General features: G+C 60.1%; 18 protein-coding genes. 7 read left to right on the top strand and 11 right to left on the bottom strand.

Annotated features, from left to right (window positions below; all coding sequences use genetic code 11):
* The first annotated feature begins 446 nt into the window (after positions 1–446).
* On the top strand, positions 447–833 hold the full coding sequence (locus tag V6S97_RS26325; protein ID WP_334428054.1) for a hypothetical protein: 387 nt from the start codon (positions 447–449) through the stop codon (positions 831–833).
* A 76-nt stretch (positions 834–909) separates the two neighbouring features.
* Positions 910–1,152 carry a hypothetical protein gene (locus V6S97_RS26320; RefSeq protein ID WP_442886117.1) on the top strand — a complete coding sequence of 81 codons (243 nt, stop codon included), beginning with the start codon at positions 910–912 and terminating at the stop codon, positions 1,150–1,152.
* A 64-nt stretch (positions 1,153–1,216) separates the two neighbouring features.
* Here V6S97_RS26320 and V6S97_RS26315 read toward each other — a convergent pair whose 3' ends face one another.
* The 3 genes from V6S97_RS26315 to traA all read right to left on the bottom strand — a co-directional run bounded on the left by V6S97_RS26315 (position 1,217) and on the right by traA (position 7,667).
* Positions 1,217–1,495, bottom strand: a complete 279-nt coding sequence (locus tag V6S97_RS26315; RefSeq protein WP_121557688.1) for a helix-turn-helix transcriptional regulator — start codon at positions 1,493–1,495, stop codon at positions 1,217–1,219.
* 17 nt (positions 1,496–1,512) lie between these two features.
* Entirely contained in the window at positions 1,513–2,835 is a 1,323-nt protein-coding gene (locus tag V6S97_RS26310; protein ID WP_334428053.1) for a type II toxin-antitoxin system HipA family toxin, read from the bottom strand.
* 203 nt (positions 2,836–3,038) lie between these two features.
* Positions 3,039–7,667, bottom strand: a complete 4,629-nt coding sequence (gene traA / locus V6S97_RS26305) for a Ti-type conjugative transfer relaxase TraA (RefSeq protein WP_334428052.1) — start codon at positions 7,665–7,667, stop codon at positions 3,039–3,041.
* A gap of 222 nt (positions 7,668–7,889) precedes the next feature.
* Here traA and V6S97_RS26300 point away from each other — a divergent pair, with 222 nt between their 5' ends.
* The 5 genes from V6S97_RS26300 (at position 7,890) to V6S97_RS26280 (ending at position 11,459) form a co-directional block, all read left to right on the top strand.
* Positions 7,890–8,177, top strand: coding sequence for a TraC family protein (locus tag V6S97_RS26300; protein ID WP_112277375.1), 288 nt, complete (start codon positions 7,890–7,892; stop codon positions 8,175–8,177).
* A complete protein-coding gene (locus V6S97_RS26295) occupies positions 8,167–8,400 on the top strand; it encodes a conjugal transfer protein TraD (RefSeq protein ID WP_112277374.1) in 234 nt (77 codons plus the stop codon). Before V6S97_RS26300 ends, V6S97_RS26295 begins: the two co-directional genes overlap by 11 nt.
* Entirely contained in the window at positions 8,397–10,316 is a 1,920-nt protein-coding gene (gene traG / locus V6S97_RS26290; protein ID WP_334428051.1) for a Ti-type conjugative transfer system protein TraG, read from the top strand. Before V6S97_RS26295 ends, traG begins: the two co-directional genes overlap by 4 nt.
* A gap of 519 nt (positions 10,317–10,835) precedes the next feature.
* A complete protein-coding gene (locus tag V6S97_RS26285; RefSeq protein WP_111785368.1) occupies positions 10,836–11,147 on the top strand; it encodes a WGR domain-containing protein in 312 nt (103 codons plus the stop codon).
* A gap of 33 nt (positions 11,148–11,180) precedes the next feature.
* A complete protein-coding gene (locus tag V6S97_RS26280) occupies positions 11,181–11,459 on the top strand; it encodes an HU family DNA-binding protein (protein ID WP_003517400.1) in 279 nt (92 codons plus the stop codon).
* Between the two features lie 154 nt (positions 11,460–11,613).
* On the opposite strand, the gene V6S97_RS26275 is transcribed toward V6S97_RS26280, so the two are convergent.
* The 8 genes from V6S97_RS26275 to V6S97_RS26240 all read right to left on the bottom strand — a co-directional run bounded on the left by V6S97_RS26275 (position 11,614) and on the right by V6S97_RS26240 (position 21,396).
* The gene (locus V6S97_RS26275; protein WP_334428050.1) at positions 11,614–11,775 is read right to left on the bottom strand and encodes a hypothetical protein; all 162 of its coding nucleotides are present in this window, start codon (positions 11,773–11,775) and stop codon (positions 11,614–11,616) included.
* Positions 11,776–12,094: 319 nt separating this feature from the next.
* Positions 12,095–12,406 (bottom strand): DUF736 domain-containing protein, encoded by a 312-nt coding sequence (locus tag V6S97_RS26270; protein WP_334428049.1) that lies wholly within the window; start codon positions 12,404–12,406, stop codon positions 12,095–12,097.
* Between the two features lie 590 nt (positions 12,407–12,996).
* Positions 12,997–13,929: an ArdC family protein gene (locus V6S97_RS26265; RefSeq protein WP_334428048.1), complete on the bottom strand. Its 933-nt coding sequence runs from the start codon at positions 13,927–13,929 to the stop codon at positions 12,997–12,999.
* 431 nt (positions 13,930–14,360) lie between these two features.
* Entirely contained in the window at positions 14,361–14,960 is a 600-nt protein-coding gene (locus V6S97_RS26260) for a hypothetical protein (RefSeq protein ID WP_334428047.1), read from the bottom strand.
* A gap of 506 nt (positions 14,961–15,466) precedes the next feature.
* A complete protein-coding gene (locus V6S97_RS26255; protein ID WP_334428046.1) occupies positions 15,467–15,865 on the bottom strand; it encodes a DUF1419 domain-containing protein in 399 nt (132 codons plus the stop codon).
* 92 nt (positions 15,866–15,957) lie between these two features.
* Positions 15,958–19,215: an error-prone DNA polymerase gene (locus tag V6S97_RS26250; protein ID WP_334428045.1), complete on the bottom strand. Its 3,258-nt coding sequence runs from the start codon at positions 19,213–19,215 to the stop codon at positions 15,958–15,960.
* A complete protein-coding gene (locus tag V6S97_RS26245) occupies positions 19,212–20,723 on the bottom strand; it encodes a Y-family DNA polymerase (RefSeq protein ID WP_334428044.1) in 1,512 nt (503 codons plus the stop codon). The genes V6S97_RS26250 and V6S97_RS26245 overlap by 4 nt, the downstream gene beginning before the upstream one ends.
* Positions 20,644–21,396: an ImuA family protein gene (locus tag V6S97_RS26240; RefSeq protein WP_065687553.1), complete on the bottom strand. Its 753-nt coding sequence runs from the start codon at positions 21,394–21,396 to the stop codon at positions 20,644–20,646. Before V6S97_RS26240 ends, V6S97_RS26245 begins: the two co-directional genes overlap by 80 nt.
* Between the last annotated feature and the right edge of the window lies 1 nt (position 21,397).

Genomic DNA, 21,397 nt, shown 5'->3' with positions numbered 1-21,397 from the left:
TCTGGCTGTAAAGTCGCCCTCCCCTCTGGCGTCTCCCCCCTCCCGTTCCGAGCGTGAGATGGCACCCGACATAAAAAACACTCGCCGTAGCCTTCCGACAGTCATGGCGGCTCCAGGGGGCCGGATTGACCGACGAACTATGATCAACGTGACGGTTTGTGTCGCAGCCCCTTCGATCATTTCTGAGCCGGGCAAAAGTGAGCGGCGTGGCGCTGAAGGCTGCCGAGGCAAAATTTCCTCAAAACTTGGGAGTATCCATGTCAGTCACGGGCATCCGATCACTTTGGCTCATATGACAGGCGCATACAGGCTTCACCCTGTTGAAAAATTGTCCTATGCTGTGGAAACATGACAGGCGGTGTGCATCCGGACGGCGAGGGTCGCCAAGGCAGTGTCCGGCCACAAGCAACTTCTAAACTCGGCCGGACTCTCATTGGAGAGTCGTCATGTCGGAACAATCTTTTGCAACGCCGTCCTTGCCGTTCGTACGTGTAGAAACCTGCGACGGAATACACGCCGCTGTCGCCTTTGAGGTGATGCGTGATCACTATGGAGTTTATGCTGCGACAGCCGCGGCATGGTGCGCCATAGAAGCACGTGGCGACGGTAAGGATGACCATTATCGTTTCTGGCTTGGTCTTTTTTGCGATCTTCGCAAGGCGTCCCCGGTCTTCTCTCTTCAGTTGCCACCAGCCTTCAACATTCCAGGAATTTCTGAGCGCTCCGGAATTCCGTCCGCGGAGAACAGGTGTGACTGCCTCTCGGTGCTGCTCAAATCCCGGCATGTCGGAAACGCAATTATTCGCGAAATACGATCAATAATAAAAAACTAATATTGGATTTGGCGCGGCAGCGTAGCCAATGTCTGCCGGCAAATTGCGAAAAATCAATCCATTACGAGGGCGAACGATGAAACGTGGAATCCTGTTTGTTACATTTGTAGCAGCAACCGGCCTGGTCAGTTCTGCAGACGCAGAGCAGTTGATCGTCAACAGCTACGGTGGACCTTACGAAGATATCATCCGGGATCGGATCATCGAGCCCTTCGAAAATGAATTCGGCGTGAAGGTTATCTACGACGCGGTTGGATCCGCGTCGCAAGACTCTTGTCATCGAAGAAGAGCCAGCCAGCGGCCTCCAGCAGCCGACTGATTTTGATCCTCGCCGTCGCTTCCTTGCGTGGTACCATCGCCCATCCCCCGAGAAAATTCAGCCATCATTGCGCCTTCGGAATAAACCCCACAGTAAACCCGAACAATCGGCCAATCTTCGCTAAAGTTTCGAGCGTTGGGTTCGCCGTCCCGGCTTCGATCTCAGCAACTTGGCGCCTGGTGAGCGATAGCGTCTTGGCGAATTCGTCCTGCGTCAAACCAAGCCCTCTTCGGATTTCAACAACAGCCTCAGGTAACCTCAAGTCGCCAGTCCGAGCGCGTTCCGCCAGTGTTCGCCGGTTCTCAAGAATTTCCTCTTTCGTTGGCTTTTTCCATCGAGCCATTTAGCTGTCCTCCGGCATCACTGGCACGCCGCCAGAACGCTCTCCGCGATTTCAATGCAGCGTCCCATTGCACGCTCTAGAATTTCCGGAGACCCACCCATATCTTTCGCCATATCCGGTGTTTGCCGGAGGTATTCGGCAAACACGGAAAGCTCAGCTGCGAGCGCATTCTGCTCATCTGGATCAGGGATCAGTTCAGCGCAAATGCGTTTCCAATCGGCAAGGTGATCGCGACCACCGTCCCGCATCATGGCCCAGCGGGTGGAACGAACGATCCCCTCTTTGGCAAGCCGCATTGGCGCGAAATCAAAGAGCGGAGACAGGCGGATCGTGCCGTCCTGGTGCTTACTCAGTGCAGAATTTCGGCCATGATTATCGGGATTGCCGAGCGCCAAATTGGCGATGTCCCGCTTCAGGTATTCGACAATGTCCGCGAAAGGATTGGCAGAATATTGGCGCAAAACGTCGATGTAGGCCTCGTGCGAGCCGACATGACCAAAATCAGCAATGCCGATCGCGGATACCAGGCTTTCTTGGCCCAGCCTAACGGTTCCGCCACCTTCTTTTTTCTTCCGGTCGAACCGAGGAATGATCAGGACACTTTCGGCGTAGGTCGAAGGTTCGTCCACATTCAGGCCGATCTCTTGAGCGATCCGCGAATAGAGAGCTTCGCCTTCGAGTATAAGGCGGTCCACGGGCTCGTTGCTGCGGACCAGCTTGACAATGACGTGGCGCACGGCCTCATCATCAGTCACGAAGCTGTCGGGATAATAGAGACCGTCATTCGCTTGGGTCATGGAGACCTTAGGCCATTCGCCTTGCAGGCCGCTTGAGCCAGAGGCGAGCATTCCGAAGCGATCTGCGACTTCCATGAAGCGATCCGAGCGCTCAAGGATTTCCGCTTCTGTAACCCCTTGGCGCTCAACACCGCGCAGCCGTTCCGTCTCGGCCTCCGCCGCTTCTTTGATCCGGATATTGCCTATGCCGCCCGTCGCCGATCGCAGAAGCAGCGGGAGATCAGAAGCACGCAAGCTTTCAGCAAGACTGAGATGCACGGCAAGCTTTCGCCTTGCATGCCCCTGGGGCATGAGATCCAAGAGGAAGGGCGGCCAGCTGCGGCTATATCGATTTTCGAGATCAACGGGATATCGGACAGATAACGCGCGATGGTCGCGAACCGTTTTTCCACCCGCGAACTCCGCAGATGCAACTGTGACGAAATAGTCGAGATCGTAATCGACGATGGACGCGCCCTGGTAGCCAGCCGCGTCGTCCTTAAGTTCCAGCGTCGCGGCGTGGTGCCACTGGCCATAAAAATGGGTTTGGAGGGTTAGGCGCATTAATTGACCCTTTCAATGGTTCAAATAATGCATATTTTTAATTTATTCAACCCATCAAAGTGGGTTAGATAACTGACATTAGAACTCCCCAGCTACCGACGCGGTCATTAACGCTCCTGAGCTGGCTGACCATCTTCCGGCCACGCAACGCATTGCCGCAAGCGAACAGCATGAGGGACAAGCTCAGCACAGGTGTTAGCCATTCATTGGTTAAAGAGGATAACGCCGCGGGCGCGGTCGAGTACACGCCGGTGGCGCTCTGCTACGATGTTCTGGCTTGCCTGCATGCGGACAACCTGCTGCAGCACCTTCAACTGTTCCCGCATTACCTCGAACGCACGGCGCTGAGCAGGCGGCACGCGATTGATAACATCCAGCTCTCCACGCAGGATGGCATTGCGGCCGAAGCGCTCGTCGAGGGCGCGGCTGACGGTTGCAAACTCCTTACTAATGGCGGGATCGAGTGAGCCGGCAGCGACGTCGAGCCTGCCGTTCTTTTTCTTCATCGCCACTGAGAGTTCTCTCAGTGCATCTTCGGCGGACGGCGACAGTCCCGGGATGGCGATTCTCATGCGCCGGCGCTCCTCATTGATCGCCTCCCTCTCTGCATCAAATGCGGCCCTAAATGAGGTGGCCAATGACCGGACACGGCTTGCCGCCTCCGGGACGGCACGGAAAGCCTCCCGCCGCTCCAGGCCGACAGCGAGCAATTTGTCCATGATACGGCCGGAGCCTCGCAACGCGCCGTAGGCAGCGGGATCATTGCTGATGGCCGCGGCGATCCGCTCACCGGCAAAGCCCTTCAGGATCAGATCTTCGATCTTTCCGACAGCACCTGCCGGATCGCGCCAGATACGCGCTGCCGCGTTCACAAGGGCGGCGCGATTCTGACTGTAGTGAGGAACAGCTCGCGCCCTCTCCCGCGCCTCATGGTCGATCGGGGTTTCAAACTCTGTTACAGCTGCAAGCATTGGCAACACCGGCACCGTCTCTTTCCCAGGCACGACGCTGGCGCCGGTAACGATCCTGGAGCGATCTTTCCTTTCGGCAAGATGCTGTTCTTCGGCAAAGCGGCGTATGGCAGCAAAAAGACGATTGAGCTTATCGCGCCGGTCGAGGTCAAGGTCGTCCGGCATGCGCTCGATCATGTTGCGCTGAGCAACAGTGTCTGCCTTGTCGGTGAAGGCGGACCAGCCGAAGCGAGCGTTGAGAGCGTCGTTGACCGCCCTCACCTCCCGAAGCAGAAGGCGATCCTCCGCCGCGTAAGCGAAGGCCGTCTTGTATGCATCCTTGCCACCGCGCTCGCGTACGGCTTCGATTTCGGCAAGGCGCGCCATAGCCCGTTTGGAAAGCGCCGGGATCGACAACGACATATGCGCGCGCCGTTGCTCCTCGCGCATGCCGAAGTGTTCGACCTGGCGGCGGAACTCTGTGGCATGGGCACGTGCCAGCGGCAGCAACTCGGACAACGCCGACACCGCCGCAACGCGCTCGGAGCGGGCCGCGCGGCCATCGACAAGAAGATCCGATCCATGCAGACGGCCGAGGCGCTGCGGCGAGGCCTCAAGGTCGCCGGCAAGCTCGCGGGGCGCAATCCGCGCGTCGGAGGCAAGCGTGTTCAGTCTGGCAAGCGCGCCTTCGGGATCGCGATAGATCTTTTGCAAGACTGGGCGAAGAATGGCGTCGCGTTCCTTCCAGTGATCCGAGCGAAGCTGCGCGCGGCGGGCATCCTCGCCGACACGACGGAAAAACAATGTTGTCGGCGGAATGAGATATTGTCGATCCGTCGGAATTTTTGCCGTCCGGGTTTCGGCTCGTTCCTCACTATAGGAAACACGCTTCTCGCTTTCGATCGCGAAGCCGAGCGCCACGCTCGCCCGCTCCCAAAGCTTCGCCACTTGCTCGCGCTTCTGCGCCAGCCACGCCAGCTGCCGCCCCGCCCCGTCCTCCATCCAGGCTGCGACACCGGAGAGCGTATCGATACCGCGACGCTTGGCGAAATCCCGAGCGTGCGCCTGGTAGCCAGCCTCGCTCTCGAAATCGAGCGACGTCGTCTTGGCGCCGGAGCGGCCAAGACGCTCCACCAACTGCTTGAACAGTTCCGGCCGATCGTTCTTCTCCTCGATGCGCTGCCGGCGAACCTCTGCCGTTTCGATCTGCTTGGTAGTCCAGACGTTTCGATCGACCGTCCGTTCCTCGAACCTCTTCTCTCCGGTTTTCTCGTCGATGACGGATACCGTCACCGTCACCCGTTCGACGCCGTCCTTGCGCAGCGTTACCGTATCTCCTTCCGACACGCCGCCCTCCTCCAGGGCCTTTGGCAGGCTCACGCCCCAAAGCCGATGCACGGTTCCGTCGTCCGTTTTCACATCGGCATAGGGGCTTTGATCGGCATACTCTTCCTGCGGCCGGAACTTCGCATTGCCGGTTCCGACCAGCTCGCCCGTGACGCCGGCGGCGTGATCAACCAGGGATCTTTTCCCCCATTCCGGCTTCGGCACAAAGTCCTCGCGAGCGGCATAAAGATCGGCCCGGTCGCGATGCCGGGTCATCGACACGTATGTCAGATGCTGATCCATCATGCTGGTTGCAAGCACGAATGTCCTGTCGACGGTCGCACCTTGGGACTTGTGAATGGTCGCAGCATAGCCGTGATCGACATTGCGATAGCTGTCTTCGCTGATGATGACATCCCGGCCATTATCGAGACGGACCGATAGTAGCGGGCCGCCGTGCGTGTCGCCGGTGGAGACGACCGTGCCGAGCATGCCGTTCTTGACATATTGGGGTCCAAGCTTTCGCGCACGCGGCTCGAGGAACCGGGCGTTTTCGAGGAAGATGATCCGGTCGCCGACGGCGAACTCCCGCACGCCTCGCTCCGTGTAAAATTCACGAGAAACGGTCAGGGCGCCTTCATCTTTCATGACGTTGCGCAGCGCTTCATTGAGCCGCCTCACGTCGTCATTGGTATGGGCGAGAACGAGCAGTTCGTCACCACGCAAGCGGGCCGGCTGTTCTTTATCGGCATGTTGCTGGATGAGCTCGCGGCGAGCGCTCGTCCAGTCAGCAACGATGCGCTCCACAGCTTCAGCCAGGCTCTCCGCCTCGACAATATGCCCCCGCTGCGCATAGGCATCCAGCCCCTCCTCAACCTTGCCGCAGGCGAAAAGACGGGAGGCCTCTCGCGCCCACTCTTCACGCTGGCGCCGCACACCGGCAAGTTCGGCAGAACCAATCCGTTCGGAAATCGCCCGAAAGGCTGCGCCGGCCTGGATCGGTTGAAGCTGCATTGCATCGCCCACCAGAACCACCTTGGCTCCAGCCTCCTCGGCGCGCTTGAGCACACGCGCCATCTGCTGCGACGAGACCATGCCAGCTTCATCGATGACAAAGATGTCCCGCCGGTCGAGGAGATCGCGTCCGTTCTCCCAGGCTAGTTCCCATGAGGCGAGCGTGCGCGATCTGATGCCGGAACTATCCTCAAGCCCTTCGGCCGCCTTGCCAGCAAGCGCCGCCCCGAAGACGCGGTAGTTGCCGCTCTCCCAGGCGATGCGCGCCGCGGCAAGCAGCGTCGATTTTCCCGCACCGGCATGCCCGACCACAGCGGCGATGCCAGTGTCGCCGGCGACATGATGGACAGCCTCCACCTGTTCGCGATCAAGCGTGAACGGATTTTCCGGATTGGCGGTTTCTATGGTTCTGACAGCCGCCGCAATCTTCGCCGCGGCGACGCCGAAGCCCTTGCGCCGGGCCAGAACTTCCGCCGACTGCGCCATGTCATATTCGGTGCGCAGGATATCGCGTGTGGTGAAGACCGCAGGTTCGGCCACCTTGCCGGTCTGCAGGTTAGCCTGTTGCGGCTTCAACAGCACGAGGTCATTGGAGGCCATCAGCTTGGCGCGTATATTGGCGAAATCAGCGGGATCGTCGACATAGCGGTGCAGTGCCTTGGCGATGTCACGTTCGTCGAAGGTGGAGCGCTCGTTGCCGAGTTGTTTCAGGAGTAGGTACGGATCGGCCAGGAGCCGGTCGGCCATCTCCTGCCGGCGCGCGAGATCGGCCGGCGCGAAATACATCGCGACACCCTTGCGGGCGAGCGCTGCCTTTTCCGGCCCAAGATGTTTCTGGGCAATCCCGTCGAGCCCCTGTTCGGCATAGGAACGCCCGTCGAGGCGGATCTCATGGCCGGCAAGCGCCAGATGCCGATTGGCCGTATCCGCCCAGGCGATCTTCCATGCCTTCATGGTTTCCTTGTCGCCGGCCCAGAGCCTGTAGACGATCTTGCCCTTCGGTCGGTCCGGCGTGACGACCCGCAACGGCTTGCCGTCGGCGCCAAGCACCGGCACTTTCTTCGGCCCGAAACCCTGTTCCGTCAGAGGTCGAAGCGCGGTCATCAGGTGGATGTGTGGATTGCCTTGCCTGTCATGATAAACCCAGTCGGCGATCATGCCCTTGGACGTCAGGTTGTCCCGGACGAACTCGCGCACAAGGGCGATGTTCTCTGATCGCGTCAACTCTTCCGGAAGCGCGATGATCAACTCGCGGGCAAGCTGCGCGTCGGCACGAGTTTCGAATGCGTCCACTGCATTCCAAAGCGCCTCGCTGGCCGCAACGACGCTCTTCCCATCGATGGCCGCGCGCAGCCAGGCCGGCACCTGGTCCGGCAGCGCCAACTCCTCGTGTTTCAGTTCGGCGCCGCCGCCACGGTAACTGAAGGAGGTTCCGGCCTGTTCGTCCATCATCCGCGCCCGATGACGATAGGCGGCCGCCGAAACGATACTGCGTCCCGCTCCCCTGCTGATCACCTGCGCTCTGACGAACATGATCGCCACTAACGTCTCCAGTCCTTCCAGGCACGTCGCGTCAGCGACGTATATTGCGCCCTCAAATCAATCGGCCTGACAAGACCGATGCTGCTTTTCCGGAAGACGGCCCTGCTGGGATTTCCAATATCGACGTTTGGGGGCTTGTGTACGGTAGCGTGTTTGACTAATATTTTCTAGTCAGTTAAATGACGGAATAGAAATTTCCCAAGAAGTTGAGAGGACTTGATTATGGCCACCAAGCCTGCGCTCATGGAGATTGATGCTCAAATCGAGAAGCTTCGCGAACGACGGAAAACTTTAATAGTAAAATCAGCTGATCGTTTCGCGCGTGCGGCGACGAAGTCGGGATTGGCGGAGATGGAGATCGCTGACGAGGAGGTGGATCGCATCTTCGACGAGATCGCTGCGCGATTTCGCAACGGCGAGAAGAAGCAAGCCGCTGGCTCACCTGCTTCGCCGCGTGGACAGGCAAATGGAGCGACTGGTTCGGAAACGGAGGTTCCTCATGACTTCTGACCGAAAGAAGGGAGCGAGAGAAAAGTTCTTGCTCGGTGACATTGTCGTTCGCGCGGGCCTGTCGGACGCCGATCGGGCTTTCCTGCTTGGCGGACTTCTCGAAATGACGCGGGTCGTGCCGGGGACACCTGAACATCGGCGTATTCGCGATATCGGGGAGCTCGCCTTCAGGGCCGCGGCATCCAGCGGCAGGTTAGAACGCTTTGCGAAGGCGTCGGAATGAAGGGAAGGGCCAAACCTCATCCAAGCGTGTTGCTTATCATCGTTCCCATCGTCGTCACCGGTTTTACCTTTTACGCCGCCCACTGGCGCTGGCCTGAATTGGCGACCGGCATCACCGGCAAGACGCAATACTGGCTCCTTCGGGCGCCACCGTTACCGGTCCTTTTGTTCGGGCCGCTGGCTGGATTGCTGGCGGTCTGGGCGCTGCCCCTCCATCGGCGAAGGCCCGTGGCATTGGCAAGCTTTCTATGCTTTCTCCTGATGGCCGGCTTTTACGGGATGCGCGAGTTCGGGCGGCTTCAGCCGCTCGTAGAGAGCGGTGTGCTGACCTGGGATCAGGCGCTATCATTCGTCGACATGATTGCGGTCGTTGGCGCAGCGATGGGATTCATGGCGGCCGCGGTCGCGGCGCGCATCTCCAGCGTCGTGCCCGAACAGGTGACGCGCGCCAGGTGCGGAACATTCGGAGATGCAGACTGGCTGCCGATGTCGGCGGCGGCACGGCTGTTTCCCGATGATGGCGAAATCGTCATCGGTGAGCGCTACAGGGTCGACAAGGAACTCATCCATGAGCTGCCGTTCGATCCGAACGATCCGGCCACCTGGGGACGTGGTGGCAAAGCCCCGCTGCTGACCTACGCCCAGGATTTCGATTCGACCCACATGCTTTTCTTCGCAGGCTCTGGTGGCTTCAAGACCACCAGCAACGTCGTGCCGACGGCGCTCAGATATACGGGTCCGCTCATTTGCCTGGATCCGTCCACCGAGGTGGCCCCGATGGTCGTTGACCACCGAAGAGATAAACTCGACCGAGAGGTCGTTGTGCTCGATCCGGCAAATCCGGTCATGGGATTTAACGTGCTTGACGGCATCGAGCACTCGCTAAAAAAGGAAGAGGACATTGTCGGCATCGCGCACATGTTGCTCTCGGAAAGCGTGCGCTTCGAATCGTCGACTGGCTCTTACTTCCAATCGCAGGCGCACAATCTGCTGACCGGTCTTCTGGCGCATGTGATGCTGTCACCGGAATATGCAGGACGGCGAAACCTGCGCAGCCTGCGCCAGATCGTCTCCGAGCCGGAAACCTCCGTGCTCGCCATGCTGCGCGACGTACAGGAACACTCCGCGTCCGCCTTCATCCGCGAAACGCTCGGCGTCTTTGTTAACATGACCGAGCAAACGTTCTCAGGCGTCTATTCGACGGCATCGAAGGATACGCAATGGCTGTCGCTCGATAATTACGCGGCACTCGTTTGCGGCAACACGTTCAAATCGAGCGAGATCGCTGGCGGAAAGAAAGACGTATTTCTCAACATTCCGGCATCGATCCTGCGGTCCTATCCCGGTATCGGTCGGGTGATCATCGGCTCGCTGATCAACGCGATGAACGAAGCGGATGGTGCGTTCACGAGGCGAGCGTTGTTCATTTTGGACGAAGTCGATCTGCTTGGCTACATGCGCGTGCTTGAAGAGGCGCGCGATCGCGGTCGCAAGTATGGCGTTAGCATGATGCTGATGTACCAGTCCGTCGGGCAACTGGAACGGCACTTCGGAAAAGACGGTGCGGTGTCGTGGATCGACGGCTGCGCTTTCGCGAGTTACGCCGCGATCAAGGCACTGGATACCGCCCGCAACGTCTCTGCCCAATGTGGAGAAATGACTGTCGAAGTCAAAGGCAGTTCTCGCAATCTCGGCTGGGGTGCGAAAAACAGCGCATCGCTCAAATCAGAAAACATCAATTTCCAGCGCCGCCCGTTGATAATGCCGCACGAAATCACCCAATCGATGCGCAAGGACGAGCAGATCATTATCGTCCAGGGCCATAGTCCGATCCGCTGCGGGCGGGCGATCTATTTCAGGCGGAAGGACATGGATATACAGGCCAGGCCCAACAGGTTCGCCAAGCTGCGACCTTGACGGCTCAGGCGTTTTCTTGCGGACCGTATTCGGCTTCTATTGGCCATTTCGTTGCCTTCATCAGCGCCATTCCTGCGTCGATCATCTTTCGCTCTTTGATCAGGTCGTTGTATCTCATTGAAGGATGAGCATGGACACCGCAGCATTGACGATGTGCTCACTAAACCCGCCCTAAAGCCTCTCCAGCGTAGATGACAGCTGCTCCTGTATCGTAGTCGTCGCGGTCGCCACCTCCTCAATGGATGCCATTTGATCCTCCTTTTTGGAAAACATGCGATGCCTGAACATGGACCGACTGACGATTGGAAGCGAAGACAGCTCGCCATCTGATTTACCGGCTGTGCTCACCTCAACGATCGCGCCCGGGCGTATCGTTCAGACCGGGAAGCTTGATCCCGTGAGGATGATCGGACACTGCCGAAACCGCAACAGGCATCCATCACAGAAATGAATCGGAAGCGACCTTTCGATTCATAAGTCTCGTTGGACCAGATCGCGAGCATCGCCGATCATGCGGGGATGGGAACACACCACTACCAGCTTTATTGCCAGAGGATCGACGCCAACAGGAACATGGCCCGATATTACGCGCTTGCGATCCGGCCAACCCTTTTTGGCGAAATAGCCGTCGTGCGAAGCTGGGGACGGATCGGCAAGGCTGGCGGGGAGATGACCGAGGTGTTCGGCAATGAGAATGATGCGATATCGCGCTTTCTCGAACTGGTACTGCAGAAGCGCAAAAGGGGCTATCAACCGGCAAGAAACTGTGGAAACCCCTGCAGGAGCGCCACTCTAAGGACATCGCCGCATGACAACGTAACGATCGCCTGAAAGGGTTTTCCCGTCTTTAACGAGGAAACCGTCATGACCACAACCAATGAAATCGCCGAAAAGATCGCATCCGAACAGAACCTGACCAAAGCCCAGGCGAAATCGATCGTCGAAACCGTCTTCGCGTCGATCACGACGGCAGCCACGTCCGGAGCGGAAACATCTATCCCCGGATTCGGCAAGTTCAAGATCAAGGATACCCCGGAGCGTGAGGCTCGCAATCCGGCAACCGGCGCCACCATCAAGGTTGCCGCTGCGAAGAAGCTTACGTTCCAGCCCGCCAAAGCACTGAAAGATGTGCTGAACAAGTGAGCCGCACCGCGGCAAGCGAGGTTGTCAGGGGGAGCCGCCAAAGCGGCTCCCGGCGGCGGAGTATCATTGGCGCTGCTTGCCTTGACGCTTAAAGCTGATCTCGATCTCGATGGCAATCGGACGATGGTGGCAGCATTGCGGGTGTATGCCGCCCTCAGAAGGGCGGCACGGCGTCAACGGAACCGTCCTGCTCGGCCATGATAACGGCCAGTTCCGCCAGCGCCAGTTCCAGCTCCGCTGCGAACTGGCGACGCTCGTCCGGGTGGCAATGGTTCATCTCGGCGCGCAGTTCTTCGATATGTTGTTCCAGTAGCATCGTCATCTCCTTGACGTTTGAGAAAGATGTCGCCGCCGGGCGTGAGGAAATGACGGGGTCAGGGATCGCGTCGGCGACCGCCAGAGGCGGCGAGCGGGGTGCCGGGTTTGTTGGAGCGCAGGGAACCGGAGCGGAAGCAAAATCGGGGGGCCACGCGAAGTCCTTGAGGCCGGCATTTGCTCACGGCACGATTGGTCACTCTGAGCAGCCCCACCTTTCCGCATCGCGGCCGGAAGGAGGAAGCGGGCTCGATGCCCGGTTCCTCCCTGATTTGAGCAAGGGAAAAGCCCCGCCGCTTCCGGCAGGGCTTCGTCTTTGATCAGGCGTCGCGCTTCGGGCGGTTCCAGACCAACGTGTAGTCGCCTTCCTTCTCGGTCGGCCAAAGTGCCGCGTTGATCGGGGCTGGAAAGCTCGGATCGTCGAGCTTTACCGAGATGTAGGGCTCTCCGTCGCCGGAAACCTGGCTCCAGGCCGCGCCGACTTCGGCCGCTCCGGACATGATCCGGAAGTCGGGAGCGTCGCGGGATGTGCGTTCGATCGGGTTCAGGCGGGCCTTCATGGAGACCGTCAGAGTGTGTACGTGGCCGAGGATGGTGTTGCCGTTGGTGGTGAATTCGCCGATGACTGCCATTGTCGTGATCCTTTCGGTTTGATCGGGCCGCGACCATCGCGTCCTCGATGACTGTCGATTTGATCGGGGACGATCGGACCGCATCCCCAGGGACCGGAATGCAATGGAGGGCGGCGGGAGACGGCTTTCTTGGACCGCGAGGAATGCGAACGCCGTTCGCAGGGGAAGAAAGTTGGCGATGCCGTTGCGGGTGAACGATCGAGGCGGAGCCGCTCTTCGATCAGACATGTCAAATCGAGGCCGCGTTGGCCGTGCCCACTTGCTATGCCCGAATGGATGGCAACAATGGCCAGATCGATCGTTTGGGAGTTTGCCGGGCCAATGCGACAAGTCCGAGGAGCGTTGCCGAACTTTCCGTCTCGATGGCGGCTCCGGTTTTCGATCGGGCACATGTCGCCCATGCTTGCTCGTATCCGCAAGAATGACCTGTTGCTGATGCAGGACGCATTAGGGCCAGTCGCAGCAAAACTGGCTCGCGCCCGCACGGAACAAGATCGCCTTCGCTTTCCTCCCGAACGGTCAATCCGCGCTGCCCGGATTCAGATTTTGGGAGCAGCACCAAAGGACGCTCTAAAAAGAGAGGAGCGCTATTACACTGCCTCCCTCGTCGCGCAGGCATCCGCCCTTGGCTGAAGACCGTGGAGATAATTGACCGCCCGCTGCGCATGCGCGGCCGCCTGGAAAATTGCCCGTTTGTCGTTGGCCAGCACCGAGAGCCATGACTGCAGATAGGACGCGTGATCCGGCCGCGACTCAAGTTCCGGCGCGATACCAAGGTCAGCGCAGAGGAAGCAACTGCCAAGTTCGGCAATGAGTTCTTCCCGCGCCCGCTCCGTCCGGTCCTTGGCATAGCGCGACAGGTCACGTCCCACGCAATGTTCTGCCGCCGTCCAGTGGGTCGCCTCATGGCTGAGGACTGCCGCGTACCCGGCGGCATCGCGGAAGGCTTCGAACGGCGGCATCTGGATATAGTCCATGGCCGGAGAATAGTATGCCTGGTTGCCGCCGTGCCGAATGACTGCGCCGGTATTGCGGAAGAACTCGTCGGCGTGACCGATGCGCTCGATCGGGCTCAGGAACGGTTCGGGTGCGCCATGATAGTGGTCAGGCAGGCCGTCGATCTGCGCCACGTTGAACACCGTGTACGATTTAAGGAACGGAATATCGCGCTCCACCTCGCCGCCGTTGCTGTCGGTCTCCGACTTGGTGAAGCGGCTTGCATAGATGACCGTCGTTCCGGTCTCGCCCTTGCGAACAGCTCCATCCAGCTGCAAGGCCTGTTTGAACGTCATCCATGTCGGCGAGACATAGCCCCTCGCTGTGCTCTCCGACCACAACAGCAGCACGTTGAGACCGCTATAGGCTTCGCCGTTGTGGCGGAGCGGCCGGGTGATCCATCCGGTCGTGTTTGCGGCCGACCAGGGCTTCATCCAGGGACGGACGCCTTTTGCCAGATCCGCAACGATCCTGTCGGTGATCCCCGCATAGAGATCGGCGCGCTCGCCCTGCCCTTTTCTTTTCATATCCTTCAACCTCCGTTTTCGGAGGTCGCGACCATCGCGACCCCGTCACGTCGGTCAAAAGCGGGGGAGATCAGGGATGAGCGCACGCGGAACGCGCCGTAACAACGTGAAGGAGGGCGAAGCCCTTGCGCGAGACCCTCGGCCCGGCAGACCGAAGGCGGGACGGGGTAGCAATGGACAGATTACCGATCTTCATCCGCAGCCAATGCAGGGGCTTCGCCAGCAAGACCACTTTCTGCCGCACGGCAGCCGACGGAATCTTAGCAACGGCGCGGTTGAGGTTGGGACCTTCTGTCGACGCATTGAAGTCGCGTCCCGTCGTTGATCCGAGGCGGTGGCCGGCACAGGCCCTCGTGACTTCGAGCTGACGAGAACAGGGCACCTTCGTCTACGTGAACAAAGGCGGGGCAGGAGCCCCGCCGTGATGGATGTTATTCGAAGGCTGACAGCTGGACTGCTGCCACCTTGCGGTCGAGCGTCTGGCCGGGATTTTCGACCGGCCGGTCGAAGGGCTTCCATGTTTCGCCGACCACCTGCTCATAGGCTGCGACAGCGCCGACGGCCGCCATTCTGAGCGCATGTGCCTGGATGCCCATGTCGGCTGCGAATTCGCGCTTGCGCTGGGCGACGCTGTCATAGCCGGCCGGACCGTCGAGATCCTCGTCGCGGGCATCCGCAGCGCTCTTGGCGGTGGCGTCCCGCGCCTCGGTGACGGCGCGGGAGTAGAACTGGCCGGCGCCATGGGCCGATCCGACATAGGCCCCGACGATGCGCTGCAGATGGATCTGCATCGCCCGGTCGCCAAGGCCATCGGAAAGTGCGGTGGCGGTTTCGACGATCAGGCGCTCGTGCATGTCACGGATGCCGTCGCCGTCGACAATGGCGGTCCCGAAGCTTTCGGCGATCCGAAGCGCCTGTGTTTCATCGGGGCATGAAAGGCGGACCATTTCGAGGGTGGCGCCTCTGCGCAGCGGCACGACGCGGGCGGATTGGCGGATTGATTGACGGAATTGGGTTGCTGACTTTGCCATGGTGGTCTCCATTGCTTCGCCGAAGTGTCGGCCCCCTAGCCGTTCTGTCCTTCGGTGCGGTCGAAAGGAACAGGCGCAATCCGGGCGGATCATGGCCCGGGCAGGCCAGATCGAGCGAAGCAGGCAGGCGGTCAAGCAGGGGTGACAAGCCCTTGCGAAGCCCCGCGTGCCTGCTTTGTCGAGAGCGGCATGACCGGCCGCCCCGCGGCGCGACAGCGGCCTTGAACCGAACGGGCGCCGGTTCAGACGCCACGAAACCGAAGGACAGAACGGCCAGAGGCAAACCTCGGATGCCGAAGCTGAGAGGAAACCACGCCAGACCCGCGCCAGGCCGCGCCGATCCAACGTCCAAGCCGCAGCTTGCCCAGTCGTCACAACCGCCGACGTCACTATCGGCTCGTGGTCCCGTTTGGCCTGAGCCACCCGGCAGATGTGCACGGGCACGCAATGATGCGATTGCATCCTCCTGTCGCGCGAGCTTTCACGAAAGTCCATCGACGGAGGGATTATGCCGCAGAAACGCGATAATCGTCCCCAGTGCTCGACCAGATATGTTCCAGCTTCTCGTCGTGCGTCATCGCTCGGGAGGGCCTGGATTCGCGTTCAATGATAGCGCTTCGCATGCGTTCGGGCGAGCTCTTGTCGGCTAGGTCGCAATAACCGCGGAGATGCCGGAGGCACCCGTCGACCGACAGAGAGAAGAGGATGCTGGTGACCAAACCGGTCGGGAATTCGCGCATAGCGAATATCCCGGCCTTGATCGAGAGCAGCGGCAGTATCTCAAACGTGTAGTCGTGGGATGCATCGGCGATCATGAACCATTCGCCGCTGTAGAGCGCGCTGTCGTCCCACTCCCATACATGCTCAGCCTCGTTCGGTAATGATCGCGCTGATGTGGCACCCATGGCTGCACGCCAACTCTACTGTTTTCCCAAAAAAATGCTGCGGGGGGCCCTCGAGGGACGCCAAGCGGTGCGGCTCCCGGGATAGCGAAAAATCACTGAAAATTCCTACTCTTCACCTTCAGCGTATCGATATGGAGATCGGGTGTGAACATGTCCCGCGGGACAACAGGCTTTTGTCGATCACGCGAATCCGGCCCGCCGCCGCCGTGGGCAAACTCGTCGCCCCGCCCGGTCGGCAGCCTGAATTCGACATCCCGATCGGCCAGGCCAACGAGATCGCCTGAAAGATCGAATAGTTGCTGCGCGACGAGGTGCACGACCTCCCCTTCCCGCTGAATCCGCCCATTGATTGCCATCATCGAGGATCCGAGCACCACGCTCCTGCGCTTCTCGAACAGTGACGGCCAGACGACGATGTTGGCAGGGCCTGTTTCGTCCTCGATGGTGATGAACATGACACCCTTGGCCGACCCGGGCTTCTGGCGCACCAGCACCAGACCTGCAGTATAAACCCATCGCCCATCCCGAGCATTCATCGCCTCCGCACAGGGGATGATATTGCGTGCCGACAGGTCCCTGCGCAGGAACGCAACCGGATGCTGCCGCAGCGTCAAGCCCGTATGGCTGTAATCCTCGATGACGTTGTGCCCGTCCGTCATCTGCCGAAGGGCGACCTCCGGCTCCTGCTGCTCAGCAATTGCCGCCATCTCGCGCTCAGTCGCCGCGGCAAACAACGGCAAGGGTTCATCGCGCAGCGCCTTGATGGCCCAGAGCGCGTCGCGCCGTTCGAGTTTGAGCGATGGCAGAAAGGCATCGGCCGCTGCCAGCTGGACAAGGGCCTCCGTCGGCACGCTGGACCGGCGCCACATGTCATCGACGGATAAGAAAGGACTATTCATCCGTGCCGTCACGATCCGCGCTGCGTCAGCGACAGCCAGTCCCTTCACCTGCCGAAACCCAAGCCGGACAGCATGCCGATTGGTGCTGCCGATTTTTTCCAGCGTGCAGTCCCAGCGCGAGCGGTTGACGCACACAGGTCGCACCTCGACGCCATGTTTGATCGCATCACCGGCGATCTGGGCTGGAGCATAAAAACCCATCGGCTGACTGTTGAGAAGGGCGGCACAAAAGACATCCGGATAATGGCATTTGACGTAGTTCGATGCATAGGCGATCAGCGCAAAAGATGCCGCGTGACTTTCCGGAAAACCGTAGCTGCCGAAACCTTCGAGCTGGGAAAAGGTCTTTTCGGCGAACTCCGCCGAATAACCGTTCTTGACCATGCCGGAGACGAGTTTTTCCTTGAAACGGGAGACCCCGCCGGTGAACTTGAAGGTGGCCATCGACTTGCGCAGCTGGTCGGCCTCGCCACCGGTAAAACCGGCGCAGACCATGGCGACGCGCATGGCGCTCTCCTGAAACAGCGGCACGCCCAGCGTCTTGCCGAGCACGGCCTCAAGCTCGGGTGTGGGATATTCGACCGGCTCCTTTCCCTCTCGGCGGCGAAGATAGGGATGCACCATGTCGCCCTGGATAGGACCGGGCCGGACGATCGCCACCTGCACGACCAGATCGTAGAAGGTGCGGGGTTTCAGGCGCGGCAGCATCGCCATCTGGGCGCGGCTCTCGATCTGGAAGGTCCCGAGCGTATCGGCTTTTCTGATCATTGCGTAGGTGGCTGCGTCCTCCTGCTGGATCGTAGACAGATCGAGATCCTCGCCCTTATCCTCACGGATGAGATGAAACGCCTTTGCTATGTAGGTGAGCATGCCGAGTGCGAGCACATCCACCTTCATGAACTTCAGCGCCTCGACGTCATCCTTGTCCCATTCGATGATCTGGCGGTCCTTCATCGTTGCCGGCTCGATCGGCACGAGATCGTCCAGTCGGTCATGGGTAAGGACAAAGCCGCCAGGATGCTGGCCAAGATGGCGTGGCGCACCCATCAGCTGCTGCGCCAGTTTCAGGGTGAGCGCTAAGCGCCGGTCGTCCGGGTTGAGGTTGAGTTCCCGGATGTTTCTGTCGGGCACTTCCTCCGACCAGGACCACATGCCCGATGACAGCGCCTTGATCACGTCTTCCGGCAGGCCGAGCGCCTTGCCGACATCGCGGATCGCTCCCTTGGCACGATACCGCGTAACGGTGGCGCAGAGGGCAGCCTTGTCATGTCGGTAGGTCTTGTAGATCCATTGGATGACCTCCTCGCGCCGTTCATGCTCGAAGTCGGCATCGATATCCGGCGGTTCGTCGCGCTCCTGGCTGACGAAACGCTCGAACAGGAGGTCGTTGGTCGAGGGATCGATAGAGGTAATGCCGAGAATATAGCAGACGGCGCTGTTGGCCGCCGATCCCCTGCCCTGGCAGAGAATGCCCTGGCTTCTCGCAAAGCGCACGATCGAAAACACCGTCAGAAAATACGGCGCGTATTTCATGGTGCGGATGAGATCGAGCTCGTGCCGAACGGTCTTTAAAACATCCGGTGGCAGGCCTTCCGGATAACGGTCAGGCGCGCATTCCCAGACATAATGCTCCAGCGAGGCCTGCGCATCCTTGCCCGGCACAATGGCTTCCTCCGGGTACTGGTAGGTCAGTTCCTCAAGCGAGAACTTGCAACGACGCACGATCTCCATGCTTCGTGCCAGGGCCTCCGGATAACGTGGAAATAGGCGAGCCATTTCTTCCGGAGGCTTCAGATATCGGTCGGCATGACGCTCGCGCTCGAAGCCGACATCGTCGATCGTGGTATTGTGCCTGATGCAGGTAACGATGTCTTGCAACTGCCGCCGACCCGGCTCATGAAACAGCACGTCATTGGTGACGACGGTTTTGACCCTGAACCGTTCCGCCATGTTGGAAATCTCATGGAGCCGCATCTGGTCGTTGGGTCGCCGGCGCAGGCACAGCGATACATAGGCGCGATCACCAAAAAAGTGCGCCAACTTGCGAAGCTGCGCGGCGCATGTGGTATCCGGCAGATCCGGCACCAGAATGCCGATCATGCCTTGCGAGTAAGCCATGACATCGTCCCAGTGCAAAATGCAGTTGTTCTTGCCGCCGCGCGACTTGCCAAGCGTGATGAGCCGGGTCAGCCGCGAATATGCCGGACGATCCATCGGATAGACCAGCAACGACATACCGTCGGCGAGGTCGAGGCGACAACCAACGACGAGGCGGAGACCCGTCGCGCGGGATGCTTCAAGGGCGCGGACGATGCCTGCGAGCGAATTGCGATCGACGACGCCGATCGCACTGATCCCAAGGAGTTTTGCAGTATCAAACAACTCCTGCGCCGACGAGGCACCACGCAGAAACGAAAAATGTGTCGTGACCTGGAGCTCGGCATAGCTCATGCGAATATCCCGTGGCAGAACCAGCAGTGTGACCCGGTTTCCGGATCAATACCGTCGCCGGAGCGGAACACCCACAAGCGCTCGCCTGCTTCATCCTCGATGACGAAATAGTCACGCACGGCGTCCATTTCGGCATCTCGCTGCCACCATTCCCCGAAAATGCGTTCCGGGCCGTCGGCACATTTGACCTTGCGGCGTTTGCCACGCCAGACGATGGAGACTGGGGGCCGGTCCGGCATCAGCGCGATCGCCTCGATCAACTCAGGTCTCGGCAAGAGACGAACGGGGCGTCGCCAATGGCTGACCCAGGCAACGGCGATCGGTTCGGCGACGGGGCTGATGCGCTGGACAGAGCGTTCCGGCACATCGGAGGCGACCGGTGCGACGCGATAGACCCTCTGCCCCCGGTTTCCATAGAGGTCGATCAGCGGCGTGACATCAGTGACCTCATCCTCGACCAGAGCAGAGGCTTTCTGAGCCTCCTCGAGAGGCTCGGCTATCACGGCGAGCAGGATCAGCTTTTCGATCCCGAAGCCCGGCTCGATCTTTTCCGTCCGGTCCCGAAACAGTTTTGTCAGCCAGGCGACATCGCGGGCGGGCCTGGCGGTTCCGGCGCGGATGGCCTGTCTCGTGCCATCGACCTTCTCGACGATCAGGTCGGCACGGCGAACGCCAAGCCCGCGCTTCTGGAGTTCGTCAACGAGTTGGACGACCAGACGGCCAACATATTTATTGATTGTTTCCGCAGCCCCGATCGGTTCGGCAAAGGCCTTGGAGACTTCAACCAGCTCTGCGGTCCGGATCGGTTCGATCGGCTCGGCGACACGACAGAGCATCTGGTCGAGACGGCGGCCGACCTCCGGACCGAAGCGCAATGTCAGCGGAGCCCGCGGGGTGTTGGCAAGCTCGCCGATTGCCTGGAAACCGAGAATGCGCAGATCAGAGACGATCTTTGACGGCAGGCGCAGAAGCGAAATCGGCAGTTTTTCGACGGCACGGGCCGTCTTGCCCGGAGGAACGACAATCGTTTCGCGATTGATTGCGCGGGCGCAAGCATGGGCAGCACCCCAGCTGTCGGCAACCGCCACGCGCGCCGTCAGTTTTCGGGCAAGAAACTGGTTGGCGATCTTCGTCACCATCGGCAGTTCACCACCCTGCAGATGATCGGCGCCTTCCGTATCCATTACGATACCATCAATCCCGTCGACGGCGACGATCGGCGAATAGATCGTCAGCGCCCAGAGCGTGATGCGCTCGAGCGCGGCTTGATCGGCTTGCGAATCTGCGTCAACCAGCATCAGGCCGCGAAACAGCGACTGCGCCTTTGCCGCCGCCATGCCGGCATGCACGCCCGCCTTTCTGGCAGCCGGATCGGCGGCAGACACCCATCGCTTCGAACCGCTTCTCGCGATCACGGCGATTGGCTGTTCAGGCGGAATAGACGGATCGGCCCGACGAATGCGATCCGTCGACAGATCCGGAAGATAGATCGAGACGACCCTTGTCATCGCACGCCCTCACGAGAAACTCAGCACACTCACCCGCTTTCACGCGCATCAATTCCAGAAACCATTGAGGCCTGCCCACCCCCGGTACCGGCAACTCCTCTGACGGCATCACGCTGACACGCCATCGCGTGGTCGAGGCCGTCGGCTGCCCAAAGTCATTGGCCTCCGTCTGTCGCCGCCATCGGCGGACCGCGAGCGCCATGGTCCCGGTTCGCTCGGCTGCAAGCTGCAGGCGGCGGGAACTGACCATAGGCAGGCGAACAAGTTCACCGACGACGGCACCAAGTCCGCCGAAGGAAAGGCCCTCCTCCATATTGGCCAGCACATCCTCTTCCTTGTCGGATTCAACAAAGATGACGCGGTCGGGATGCAGACCCACATGGGCAAGAGCTGGAAAAAAAAGATCCGGCCGCGTCAGACACCAGATGACGGGGCCTTTTGTTCTTGCGGCAATGCCGGCAACACAAAGGGCGGCCGCTGCACCATCGACAGTACCGGAGCCACCGCCTGCAAACTCGTGCAGCGCGCCATAGGCGAGGCCCCCGCCAGGCAAGGCCGCATCGATCTCGGAAACGCCAAAAGAAAGTGTTCCGGCCCGCTTCGCGGATACCCCTTCCATCGACGCGATGCGGTCTCGCAAGTCGCAAATCACCCTCTGGCGGGCAGCAGTCATC

The organism is Agrobacterium sp. CCNWLW155 (assembly GCF_036888815.1).
GTDB lineage: Bacteria > Pseudomonadota > Alphaproteobacteria > Rhizobiales > Rhizobiaceae > Agrobacterium > Agrobacterium radiobacter.
The sequence above is the reverse complement of the archived record's forward strand: the minus strand, read 5'-3'. Positions and strand labels throughout refer to the sequence as shown.